The 11,916-nt window shown below is 71.3% G+C and carries 10 protein-coding genes and 1 riboswitch; of the genes, 1 reads left to right on the top strand and 9 read right to left on the bottom strand.

Annotated features, from left to right (window positions below; translation table 11 throughout):
* Positions 1-22 precede the first annotated feature (22 nt).
* Positions 23-218, bottom strand: a riboswitch (cobalamin riboswitch).
* 350 nt (positions 219-568) lie between these two features.
* Positions 569-1,702: an N-acetylmuramoyl-L-alanine amidase gene (locus ACGFNN_RS32985; protein ID WP_393561496.1), complete on the bottom strand. Its 1,134-nt coding sequence runs from the start codon at positions 1,700-1,702 to the stop codon at positions 569-571.
* A gap of 172 nt (positions 1,703-1,874) precedes the next feature.
* Here ACGFNN_RS32985 and ACGFNN_RS32980 point away from each other — a divergent pair, with 172 nt between their 5' ends.
* Positions 1,875-2,102 carry a transposase gene (locus tag ACGFNN_RS32980; protein WP_393561494.1) on the top strand — a complete coding sequence of 76 codons (228 nt, stop codon included), beginning with the start codon at positions 1,875-1,877 and terminating at the stop codon, positions 2,100-2,102.
* Between the two features lie 177 nt (positions 2,103-2,279).
* Here ACGFNN_RS32980 and ACGFNN_RS32975 read toward each other — a convergent pair whose 3' ends face one another.
* The 8 genes from ACGFNN_RS32975 to ACGFNN_RS32940 form a co-directional block, all read right to left on the bottom strand.
* Entirely contained in the window at positions 2,280-3,809 is a 1,530-nt protein-coding gene (locus tag ACGFNN_RS32975) for a UDP-N-acetylglucosamine 1-carboxyvinyltransferase (protein ID WP_362539971.1), read from the bottom strand.
* A gap of 149 nt (positions 3,810-3,958) precedes the next feature.
* Entirely contained in the window at positions 3,959-4,159 is a 201-nt protein-coding gene (locus ACGFNN_RS32970; protein WP_362665792.1) for a DUF4236 domain-containing protein, read from the bottom strand.
* Between the two features lie 120 nt (positions 4,160-4,279).
* On the bottom strand, positions 4,280-7,147 hold the full coding sequence (locus tag ACGFNN_RS32965; protein ID WP_393561491.1) for an FAD-binding and (Fe-S)-binding domain-containing protein: 2,868 nt from the start codon (positions 7,145-7,147) through the stop codon (positions 4,280-4,282).
* Positions 7,148-7,326: 179 nt separating this feature from the next.
* Entirely contained in the window at positions 7,327-7,701 is a 375-nt protein-coding gene (locus ACGFNN_RS32960) for a winged helix-turn-helix domain-containing protein (protein WP_393561489.1), read from the bottom strand.
* Positions 7,698-8,684: an N-acetylmuramic acid 6-phosphate etherase gene (gene murQ / locus ACGFNN_RS32955; protein WP_393561487.1), complete on the bottom strand. Its 987-nt coding sequence runs from the start codon at positions 8,682-8,684 to the stop codon at positions 7,698-7,700. The genes ACGFNN_RS32960 and murQ overlap by 4 nt, the downstream gene beginning before the upstream one ends.
* Before the next feature lie 186 nt (positions 8,685-8,870).
* Entirely contained in the window at positions 8,871-9,899 is a 1,029-nt protein-coding gene (locus ACGFNN_RS32950) for a Gfo/Idh/MocA family protein (RefSeq protein ID WP_393561485.1), read from the bottom strand.
* Positions 9,900-9,937: 38 nt separating this feature from the next.
* A complete protein-coding gene (locus ACGFNN_RS32945) occupies positions 9,938-10,993 on the bottom strand; it encodes an N-acetylglucosamine kinase (protein WP_393561483.1) in 1,056 nt (351 codons plus the stop codon).
* On the bottom strand, positions 10,990-11,901 hold the full coding sequence (locus tag ACGFNN_RS32940; RefSeq protein ID WP_393561481.1) for a MurR/RpiR family transcriptional regulator: 912 nt from the start codon (positions 11,899-11,901) through the stop codon (positions 10,990-10,992). Before ACGFNN_RS32940 ends, ACGFNN_RS32945 begins: the two co-directional genes overlap by 4 nt.
* Positions 11,902-11,916 lie beyond the last annotated feature (15 nt).

Raw genomic sequence — 11,916 nt, 5'->3', positions numbered from 1 at the left:
CAGACCCATACGCGGGGTCCGTGCGGACGATCAGGTCGCCAGCAGGTCTTCGGACTCGGGATCACCCCGGCGGAACGCCTTCCCGGACCCGGCCGTGGCCTGCATCCAGTGGCTTCTGTCCCGCCTGTCACCCTTACCGCTGCGCGTCAGTTCCGGTCTCTCACCGGATTCCCTGACCCGTGCACGTGTACCTCTACGCTCACGAGTTCGACTGGCGTCCGGAAAGTACCACGTCCTGCCAGCGCGGCCCGAACCGCCCGTTGTGCTGGGGGTACGGTCTGATGGGACGTGGCGGTAACGGCCTCAGGCGCTGGGTCGGATTCGGTGATCCCGACCCAACGTCCCGGAGGAGTCCCACAGATGCCGACGAATCCCCTCCTGACTCGCGTAGATGCGGGTCAGGAGGGGATCGGCGTTCTGTCCGAGGCTGCTCAGACAGCCTCTCGAAGATCATCTTGCGCGGTTGTCGCACAAGCCGACCCTGGTGCAGGCGCTCCGGACCGCGACGCGGACCTTGGAGCCGGTTCCCGCGACAGGCATCCCACCCGCCGGCCGGGCCGGAGAGCGCTCAGCGGGTGAGGGTCTCGCGGACGGTTCCGCCGACCAGCGCGCACCATGTGCTGAGGTCGATCTTGCCGTTGGGGTGCAGGTTGTGCAGACGCTGCATGTCCTGCACGGCCTTCTTGGTGCTGTGGTCGTAGGCGCCCGTGATGCTGACGGTGTCCGCATAGCCCTTGATGGCGAGCAGATACTGCACGGCCTGAACGGGAAGTCCGGAGGCGCCCTTGTCCAGAGTGGGGGCCAGCGCTTCCCAGGTGGGGGTGTCGAAGGTGGCGTCAGGCGTGACGGCGATGCCCCGACTGGTCTGGAAGTCGGCGACGACCTCGTTCATGTCGGTACTGAACACACCGTCGATGGGCAGGTCGCTGTAACCGGCGTTCACCAGCAGGTACTGGGCGACCCGTACCACCTGACTGTCGACGAACCGCCAGATGTCCGGCCAGCGCCGTGCGGGTGCGGCGGCGGGCGATACGTTCATGGACTGCATCACTCGCCGGCGGATCCCGGGGAAAAGCCGGTAGAACGCGACACCTGGGCAGTCGGTGCCCAGGCGGAAGTCCCAGTGGCCGAAGATGTCCCACGCATTCAGGTCGAACTGCCTGCACACCGCGGTACACAGTTCCACCAGCGAGTCCACCAGCGCCGCCGGCGGGGTCTCGGTGGTGTAGGTGCCCTCGTTCTCGATCCCGATGGCGTTGCCGTTCTCTCCCGGGCAGTGGGCGGCGGTCACCTGGTGCTCGCCGGTGACGAGGGTCTCCAGGCTGCGGTGGCGACCCTCGAGGACATGGCCGCCACGGCTGACGGTGAAGTGCTGGCCGGTGTCCGCCCAGCCATTGGTGTCCATGTGAAGGTCCTGGCAGTCACGCGCCAACTGCATGGCGTGCTCGCGGGAGTAGTCAGTGACATTGGGGAACGCCATGTGGTGCAGGATGATCTTGTTGGTGGTGTTGCTGCCGATCTGGACCGGACTGACCGGCGGCCGCGCACCCCAGCTGTCGCAGTCGATGATCCAGGGGAACTGCGGCGAGGGGGCCGCACCGGCAGCGGCCGGGAACGCCACCTCCGTGCCGACGACAGCAGCGACTGCGGTGCCAAGGCCGACCCGGAACAGGGTGCGACGGTCGACTTCATGCTCGTGCATAGCCACGGGGACTCCGAAGTGAGTGGACAAGCCATGAATATTGGGCTTGTCGGAGACTATGCAGTGGATCTCCGATTCTCCAGGGTCGGTTCGCCACCTTCCCGGGTCTGCCGCACGCAAGGGTGACATCTGAACTGGCCTGCCTCGTCAGGCAGGTGGGAACGATGCTGCTGTGCCCAAGCCCTGTCCCCAAGAGTTCCGCGAGGACGTCGTGCGGGTCGCGAGGAATCGTGGTCCGGGTGTCACTGTCGAGCAGGTGGCTGCCGACTTCGGCGTCCACGCGATGACGCTGTGGAAGTGGATGCGCCGCGCGGACATCGACGACGGCACAGATCCTCAGCGGCCGCGTCCGAGAGGCCGCTCGGCGCGGGTGCGGGGCGCTGTGGGTTGGAGGGCATGACCCCACTATGGCGACCGGGGGAGCGGCGGGTCCTGAGATGCGAGCCGACGTCCGAAGTGAACGCGGGCGGCCTTCGGTTCCGACCGGAAGTCCCAGAAAAGAGGCGCCGCCACGCCCCCTCCTGCCTCGCGTTTATGCAGGTCGGAAGGGGTATGGCGGCGCCTTTTCCGAGGACCCTCAGATGTCCCGGAAGATCTCGATCTGCGCCCCCACCGAGTTCAGCCGCTCCGCGAGCTCCTCGTAACCGCGGTTGATCACATACACGTTGCGCAGCACCGACGTCCCCTCCGCCGCCATCATCGCCAGCAGGACCACCACCGCCGGGCGCAGTGCCGGCGGGCACATCATCTCGGCGGCGCGCCAGCGGGTGGGGCCCTCGACCAGGACGCGGTGCGGGTCCAGGAGTTGGAGGCGGCCGCCGAGGCGGTTGAGGTCGGTGAGGTAGATGGCGCGGTTGTCGTAGACCCAGTCGTGGATGAGGGTCTGGCCGTGGGCCGAGGCCGCGATGGCCGCGAAGAACGGCACGTTGTCGATGTTCAGGCCCGGGAAGGGCATCGGGTGGATCTTGTCGATCGGCGCCTCCAGCTTGGAGGGCCGGACCGTGAGGTCCACGAGCCGGGTGCGGCCGTTGTCGGCGGCGTACTCGGCGGTGCGGTCGCAGTCGACGCCCATCTCCTCCAGGACCGCGAGCTCGATCTCCAGGAACTCGATCGGGACGCGACGGATCGTCAGCTCCGACTCCGTCACCACGGCGGCGGCCAGCAGGCTCATCGCCTCGACCGGGTCCTCCGAGGGGGAGTAGTCGACGTCGACGTCGATCTCCGGGACGCCGTGCACCGTGAGGGTCGTCGTGCCGACGCCGTCGACGCGTACGCCCAGGGCCTCCAGGAAGAAGCACAGGTCCTGGACCATGTAGTTGGAGGACGCGTTGCGGATGACGGTCTTGCCGTCGTGCCGGGCGGCGGCGAGCAGGGCGTTCTCGGTCACCGTGTCGCCGCGCTCGGTCAGGACGATCGGGCGGCCGGGGCGGACCTCGCGGTCGACCTGCGCGTGGTACAGCCCGTCGGTCGCCGCGATCTCGAGACCGAAGCGGCGCAGAGCGATCATGTGCGGCTCGATGGTGCGGGTGCCGAGGTCGCAGCCGCCGGCGTACGGCAGTGTGAAACGGTCCATGCGGTGCAGCAGCGGGCCGAGGAACATGATGATGGAGCGGGTCCGGCGCGCGGCGTCGGCGTCGATGGACGCGAGATCCAGCTCGGCGGGCGGGACGATCTCGAGGTCGGCGCCGTCGTTGATCCAGCGGGTGCGGACGCCGATGGAGTTGAGGACCTCCAGCAGGCGGAAGACCTCCTCGATGCGGGCGACCCGGCGGAGCACCGTACGGCCCTTGTTGAGCAGGGAGCCGCAGAGGAGGGCGACGCAGGCGTTCTTGCTCGTCTTGACGTCGATGGAGCCGGAGAGCCGGCGTCCGCCGACCACCCGCAGGTGCATGGGCCCGGAGTACCCGAGGGACACGATCTCGCTGTCGAGAGCTTCACCGATGCGTGCGATCATCTCAAGGCTGATGTTCTGGTTGCCGCGCTCGATGCGGTTGACCGCGCTCTGGCTCGTGGCGAGCGCCTCGGCCAGCTGGCTCTGTGTCCAGCCCCGGTGCTGACGGGCGTCACGGATGAGCTTGCCGATACGGGCGAGGTAGTCGTCTTCCATGCCTGCACGCTATCTCAGATATGAGATGAAGATCGTGCCGGGGGTGTGCGAGTCCCGTAACAAGCCGGTGCCGGGCGGCCGAGAGCGCCTGTTTGAAGCTTCGGGCGCACCCGGCGGCCCGGCGTGCGGGGCTCCGCCGATCGGGTGACTCAACTACGCCGGCTGCGCCTGGTCGTCTTACGCCATCCGAACGGACCGGGCAGGTCCATCGAGGTGGTGCGCCGGCCGGTGGAGCTGTGGGTCCGCTTCGGGCCGTGCCGGCCACCGGTCGTCACGGACCACGAGCGCCGGTTGATGTTGAGCCGGACGCCCGGAAGGATCTGGAAGCTCTTGCGGAAGGTGAGCGGCATCTGTGCCTCCTCTGTCAGGAGTACGGGTATCCCGAAGCGGCCCACTCATGCCTGCGGGCCCGTACGAGGCGCGGGGACACGCCCACGCCGTACGGGCCCGCGGGGCCTGACCCGATCCGGTCACATCTCCGGCCTGGTCGCCTCCTCCAGGAGTTCCAGGACGTGGCGGTAGGGCCGGCCGGTCGCGCGGGTCATACCCATCTCGCAGGTCCGGTTGCACGAGGCGTGCGCCTCGTACTCCCCGGCCACGACCTCCGCCGCCTGGGCCGCCGTCGCCGACGCGGTGACCTCGGGGTGGAGCAGACCGCGGTCACCGGCGAAGGCGCAGCAGCCCCAGCTGTCGGGGACGTCCGCGCGTTCGGCGACCGCCCGGCCGATCGCCGCCAGGTCGTCGTCGATGCCCAGGTGCACCGTCGAGCACGTCGGGTGCAGCGCGAGGGACGCCAGTTTCCGGGGTTCCGGAAGATTCGGGAGGAGCCGCTCGACGGCGAACCGCACGCTGTCCGTGAAGCGCAGCGGCGCATACCGTCCGCGTTCCTCGGGCGGCAGGGCATCGAGCAGCTGGGTCAGCCCGTGGGTGCAGGACGAGGCGTCGCAGACGACCGGCAGACAGCCGCCGTCGGTCGCCTCCCACAGCACCGCCAGGGTGCGTTCCGCCATGGCCCGGTGGCCGTCGACGTAGCCCTTCGACTGCCAGGGGGTGCCGCAGCACAGGCCGTCCAGCCCCTCCGGGACGGCGACCCGCACGCCCGCCCTGTCGCACAGCGCGAGGAACGCGCCCGCCGCGCCCTCCGGTACGCCCTCTCCGTCGCCCTCCGGTGCGAAGAGCGAACCGATGCACGCCGCGAAGAACACCGCCTCGGCCCCCTCGGGAGCACGGGCTCCGGGGCGCGGCCCGCCGGGCTTCGGCATGTCGGCGGGCCAGGCGGGTACCAGGCCGGACGCGCCGAGCCGGCGTACGGCACCGGCGGCGCCGCGGACCAGTGGTTCCGGCAGCGCGTGGGCGACGGACAGGCCCGCCCGCACCCCGGTCGCCGCGCCCGCCCAGTGACGGGCCACCGCCTGCCCGGCCTTCCGGGCCAGCGGGCCGTGCCGGTCGGCCCGCAGCCGCTTCATCACCGCGCCGGTGTCGATGGAGACGGGGCAGGCGGTCACGCAGAGGCTGTCGGCGGCGCAGCTGTCGACAGCCGCGTACTCGAACTCCGAGGCCAGCTCGGCGCGTCGGGCCTCGTCGCCCGCCGCTTCGGCGAGCGCCATCTCCCGCAGCAGGGCGATCCGCTGCCGGGGACTGGTCGTGACGTCCGCGCTCGGACAGACGGGCTCGCAGTAGCCGCAGTCCACGCAGCGGTCGATGTCCTCGTCGACCTGCGGCACGATCTTGAGATGCCGCAGATGGGCGGTCGGGTCGTCGTCGAGGACGACCCCCGGACTCAGCACCCCGGCGGGGTCGCAGAGGTTCTTGATCTCCCGCATGACGGCGAAGAGTTCGTCCCCGTACTGGCGGCGCACGTACGGAGCCATCACCCGGCCCGTTCCGTGCTCGGCCTTGAGCGAGCCGCCCGCCCCCAGTACCAGGTCGACCATGTCGTCGGTGAACCGCGTGTACCGCTCGACGTCGGTGTCCTCGTCGAAGCCCTGGGTGAGCATGAAGTGCAGGTTGGCGTCGCGGGCGTGGCCGAAGATCACCGCGTCCTCGTAGCCGTGCCGCTCGAACAGCTCCACGAGGCTCTCGCAGGTGGCCGTCAGCGAGGGCATGGGGACGACGATGTCCTCCAGGAGCGCCGTGGTGCCGGCGGGACGGGCACCCGCCACGGCGGTGTAGAGCCCCTTGCGCAGACGCCACAGTCCGGCCCGCTCCTTCTGCGAGCGGGTGAGCGCTGCCCCCCGGTCCGAGGGCATGGCGTCGAGCACCGGGGCCGCCGCCGCGAGCAGCTCCGCCAGCTCCTCCTCGCTGTCCTCGGCGAACTCGACCAGCAGGGCGGCGTGCCGGTCGACGCGCAGGCCCTCCAGCGCCGGTTCGGGACGCAGCCCCTGCTGGGAGACGCGGAGGGCTGCGGCGTCGAGCAGTTCGGCGGTGCGCACCCCGCACTCCTGGAGTGCCGGAAGGGCGTCGGTGGCCCTCGCGACGGACGGGAGCACCAGCAGTCCCGTCGCCGTGTGCGGGCGTACGGGCACGGTCCGGAAGACGGCCTCCGCGATGAACCCGAGCGTTCCCTCGCTCCCGATCATGAGGCGCGCCAGGATCTCGACCGGGGCCGTGTGGTCCAGGAAGGCGTTCAGGGCGTAGCCCATGGTGTTCTTCATGGAGAACAGCCGCTCGATCGTGCGTCGCGACTCCGTGTTGTCGCGCACCCGGTTCCGCAGGCGCACCAGCCCTTCGTACAGGGCCGGTTCGCGGCTGCGCAGCAGGGCGTCGGCATCCGGTGCCCCCGAGTCGACGACGGTGCCCGAGGGCAGGACGAAGCGGAGGGACTCCACGGTGCGGTAGGAGTTGTCCTGCGTCCCGCAGTTCATGCCGCTGGAGTTGTTGGAGACGACCCCGCCGACCGTGCACGCCCCCTCGCTCGCCGGGTCGGGGCCGAGCCTGCGGCCGTGACGGGCCAGCCGGGCATTGGCCTGACGAAGCGTCATCCCGGGCTGCACGCGGATGCGACGGCCCTCGTCGAGCACCTCGGCCTCACGCCAGTGCGTGCGTACGTCCACCAGGACGCCCGGTCCGGACGCCTGGCCCGAGAGGCTGGTGCCGCCGGAACGCAGGGTCAGCGGCAGTCCGGCGGAACGGCAGGCCGCGATGAGCGACGCCACCTCCTCCGCCGAGGCGGCGCTGACCACGGCCTCGGGCGTCAGGGCGTAGTGGGAGGCGTCGTGCGCGGCCGCCCGGCGGGCGGCGCCCGTGTCGAAGCGCCCCGGTTCGGTGAGCGAGGATCTGAGAGCGGCAAGCGTGTCGAGGGACATGCCCGAGGCCGGCTGGACGGGTGCGGTGGGCACAGGGCTCCTTGCAAGGGGTGAAACAGGTGTACTGGTCGGTCGGCCGGTCCGACGCCCGGACCGGAGAGGGGCCAAGCGGCAGAGGGGAGAAGGGGGTTCGCGGTCCCTGTGCCCTGTGGGCCCGAGGGACGCACGCCGAGCAGGCCGGCGGGGGCGTGCGCCCTGCGCGGTCACCGGGCCTACCCGGCGTGCACCGCTGCCCGCAGCAGTGTCGCCACGCGGGAGGCCGTCGCGGGCACGGCGTCCGCCTCCAGCATCTCGATCGCGGCGTTGAGGAAGGCGACGGGCACCCGCACAGACCCGGTGCCGGGCGCCGGACCCGTCGGGGTGTGCGTCCCGGCGACGACGTAACCGACGCCCTGGACGGGCACGGCGAGGTCCTCCCGCACGAGGACGTGCAGGCTGTGACGCGCGGTCGCGCGCGCCACGCGGAAACGCCGGCACACCTCGCGTTCGGACGGGAGCAGCGATCCCTCCCGCAGCCGGCCGTCGAGGACGTCTTGGCGCAGGACCTCCGCGATGCGCCGGTAGACGGGCAGGGACCGCGGGCTCATCGTGGGGCGGAGGCGGAGGCGGAGGCGGAGGCGGGCGCGGGCTCGGCGAGCGCCTTGCGCAGGGAGCCGTCGTGGGTCCGCAGGGCGGTCCGCGCCTGTTCGGCCGTGGTGCCGGCGAGCAGCATGTGCACGGCCGTCTTGACCTCGTGACCGGAGGCTTCCAGTGCCACGTCGATCTCATCGGCGTCCGCACCGGTGGCGAGGGAGACGATGTGGTGCGAGCGCTTGCGCAGCTTCTCGTTGGAGGCCTGGAGATCGACCATCAGGTTCCCGTACGTCTTTCCCAGCCGGATCATCGTCACCGTGGACAGGGCGTTGACCACGAGCTTCTGGGCCGTGCCGGCCTTCAGCCGGGTGGATCCGGTGATGAACTCGGCGCCCACGACCACCTCGATCGCGATGTCCGCCGCCCGGCCGAGCGCGGAGTCCGGGCTGCAGGAGACGCCGATGGTGGCGGCGCCGAGGGCGCGCGCGTGGCGCACCCCCGCCACCGCGTAGGGCGTGCGTCCGCTCGCCGCGATCCCGCAGACGACGTCCCGCTCGGTGAGGCCGATCGCGTCCAGGTGCTCGACGGCCGTCGACCCGTCGTCCTCCGCCCCCTCCACGGGCAGTGTGACGGCGGAGGGGCCGCCCGCGATCAGCCCGACCACCTGGCCGGGGCGGGTGTTGAAGGTGGGCACGCACTCACTGGCGTCCAGGACACCGATGCGTCCGGCGGTACCGGCGCCCATGTAGATGAGCCGGCCGCCCTCGGCGAGCCGTGCCGCGGCGACGTCGGCCGCCCGCGCGATGGCGTCGGACGCCGCGTGCACCGCCTCCGGCACCCGCGCGTCGTCGCGGGTCATGAGCCGGACCAGGTCCGGGGTGGGGAGCAGGTCGATGTCCGCGCGGTCGGCGCGGTGCTGCTCGGTGGCGAGGGAGCTGAGCTCCTGCGTGGTCAGGGGCGACGCGTCGGTCAGGGGTGCTGCGTGGGGAGAAGGCATCTCGGTTCTCTGTGTCTGGGAGGACGGTGGGCGGGGCGGGCGGCGTGGCGCCGCCCGCCCCGTGACCGTCACTTCACCGTTGGCGCGTGTTCCGGAAGTGGTGCCGTCCGCCCGTCGGCGTGGTCCGGGAGGCGCGGAAGGCGCGCGGGCCGGCCACGGCGGGGTGGGCGGGGTTCACCGGAACGGTCAGGCGCGGGGCTTGAGGTCGACCGGCATGCGCGTGCGCACCGACTCCTCGATCGCGCACAGGATGCGGGTGATCTCGATGCCGTCCTCACCGGTCGCGAGTACGGGCTTGTCGAAGACGACCGCGTCGACGAAGTACGCGATCGCGTCCAGCACGAAACCGGTCAGGTGCTCGCCGGTCGGCGGGGCGTACAGGTCGGGGAAGGAGCTGCGCTCGGAGGTGTAGATCTCCAGGGTGCGGTTGTGGGAACCGTCGATGTTGACGGCGCCCTTGTCGCCCAGGATCTCCAGCTTGAGGTCCTTCACCGTCGAGTGGGTGTCCGGCAGGATCCACGCGGACTCGAAGACGGCGACGGTGCCGCTCGCGAACTCCACGGTCGCGGCGTGGAAGTCGGCGGTCGGAACGCCCCGCTCGCGGAGGATCTTGTCGCGGCTGACCGCGTACACCCGCACGACCTCGTCGTTCAGCATCCAGCGGACGGCGTCGATGGTGTGGCTCGCCAGGAACCACAGGGCCGAGGAGTGGCTCGCCCAGGAGAGCATTCCCGTGGCTACGGCCATGGTGTTGCTCAGACGCGAGTAGACGTAGGCGGGGGCGCCGATGTCACCCCGGTCGATGGCCTGCTTGGCCGAGAGCATCATCGGGTTGACGCGGTTGTGGAAGTCGACCATCAGCTTCACGCCGTTGGCCCGCGCCGCGTCGTCGATCGCGATGGCGTCCTCGACGGTGGTGGCCAGCGGCTTCTCGACGAGTATGTGCTTGCCCGCCTCAGCGGCGGCCACCGCGAGCTCACGGTGCAGGTGGTCGGGGGTGGCGATCGAGACCGCGTCGATCGTGGGGTCGGCGAGCACCTCGCGGAAGTCGGTCGTCGCCCGGCCCGCGCCGAACGTGGTGGCGATCTCCTCGGCACGCTCGGCGCGCATGTCGCAGACCGCGGCGAAGTCGACGTAGGGGGAGCGGCTGTACGCCTGGGCGTGCCGTTCGCCGAAGAGGCCGGCGCCGATCAGGGCGAAACGGTTGGTCTTCACGGTGGTTCAGTCCTTGCGTTGTGATGGTGGTGCGTCGGTCAGCAGGAGTCCGGGGAGCGGATCGCATCGGACTCCGGGGTCAGGGAACGTATGAAGGGGGCGGCGTCGGGAAGCCGGTCGGGTCTCTCCAGGGCCAGCCGGGCCAGGGCGGCGGCGCCGTCGAGGGACGACCCCGCGGGCGGTACGAGCTCCGCCCCGGGCGCCGTGTCCGCCACGGCGTCCAGGAAGGGGCCGGTCAGCAGGTCCCCGGCGGAGAAGAGCTGCCCGCACCAGGAGACGACCGGCGGCTCGCCCGGCGGGAGGGCCGCGCACACCGTGTCCGCGAGGTGCTCGCCCGCCCGTCGCCAGATGCCGAGCGCGACGCGGTCGCCGCGGTGCGCGGCACGGGCGACGTCCGGTGCGAAGGCGGCCATCCGGCCGGCGACGTCGCCGTGCGGGTAGAGCCGCCCCGGAAGGCCGGAGGGTTCGCCGTACCGCTCGGCCAGCAGCTCCAGCAATGTCGTCGATCCGCCCGCCCGGCCGTCGTGGGCGCGCATGGCGGCCCGGAGCCCCGCGGCCCCGATCCACGCCCCGCTGCCCTCGTCTCCCAGGAGGTGCCCCCAGCCGTCCCGGCGGAGCCACAGGTCGCGGAAGTCGGTTCCGAGGGCCACCGCTCCGGTCCCGGCGGCCACGACGGCGCCGGGCCTCGCCCCGAGGGCACCGGTGTACGAGGTCACCATGTCGGAGGCGAGCACCACACGGTCCGTGCCGAAGAGGGCGGCGAGCCTGTCGGGAAGGCCGTCGGGCTGCGCGGTGAGACCCAGCAGGCCGCTCATGCCGACGCCGAGCGCCCTGACCCGGAAGTGCGGGTGGGAGGCGCGCAGTGTCTCCAGCACGGTGGCCAGCCCGTCCAGCAGGGCGTCGGAGTCGACCCCGGCGGCGGACACGGTTCTCCCCGGTGCGCGTACGACCGCGCCTGCTGTGCCGCCGTCGCTCAGCCGCACCCGGGTGCCGGTGCCTCCGATGTCAACGGCGGCCACGCAGTCGCCCAGCACTCCGGCATCGGACCCGTCAGGGAGACCGGCGCGCCGGGTACCGGTGTCGGTGTCGGTCATGGGCGGTTCTTCCTGGGCGGGGTGCGTTGGCTCTGCAGCGCCTCGTGGGTGAGGGACAGGGCCCGCATGGTGCGGTCGTACGTACGCTGGGCGATGCCCACGAACAGGCAGTCGATCGTGAGGAGCTGGCTGATCCTGCTGGCCAGTGCGCCCGGCCGGAAGGCGGTCTCCGCCCCTGCCGGGAGCAGGACGTGATCCGCCAGGGTCGCCAGCTGGGAGCGCGGGTGGTTGGTGATGGCGACGGTGGCGGCACCGGCGGCCGCCGCCTGACGCATGGCGCCGATCACGTCGTTGGTCTCCCCGGAGAAGGAGATGCCCACCGCGACGTCCTCGGTGCCTAGCAGCGCGGCACTGGTGAGACCACCGTGCACGTCGTAGTACACATGGCTCGGGTAGCCGATGCGCTCCAGCTTGTGGTGCAGGTCCATCGCCACGAGCCCGGAGGCCCCGGACCCGTGGATGTTGATGCGACGGGCCTTGATCATCAGGCCGATGATCCGGTCCATGACCTCGACGTCGAGCTGCGCCGCGGTGTCCGAGATGGCCTGCATCTCCTCACCGGCCAGCTTCGCGACCACGTCGGCCAGCGAGTCGGCGGGGGTGATGTCCCCGCTGACCTGTGGCCCCGCGGTCTCGCGGGCGGCCTCGGCGGCGAGAGCCAGGCGTAGTTCCGCGTATCCGTGGAAGCCCAGCGCGCGCGTGGTGCGTACGACCGAGGACTCGCTGGTCCCGGCCATCGCGGCGAGTTCCGACATGGTCCTGCGGGACGCGCCCGCCTGGTCGTCGAGCAGGATCTTCGCGATGCGGACACTCGAGGGGTTGAGGTTGGGCAGCAGAGCGCGGATGCGGCTCTCCAGTCGCTCGCCACCGGGTGTGCTCACGGAGTTTTCTGACGTCTTGTCACTCATGGGCGGAGATTACTT

It is taken from the genome of Streptomyces sp. NPDC048590 (genome assembly GCF_043199535.1).
Lineage (GTDB): Bacteria > Actinomycetota > Actinomycetes > Streptomycetales > Streptomycetaceae > Streptomyces.
Note: the sequence above shows the minus strand (reverse complement) of the source record. Positions and strands in the feature narration are given on the sequence as shown.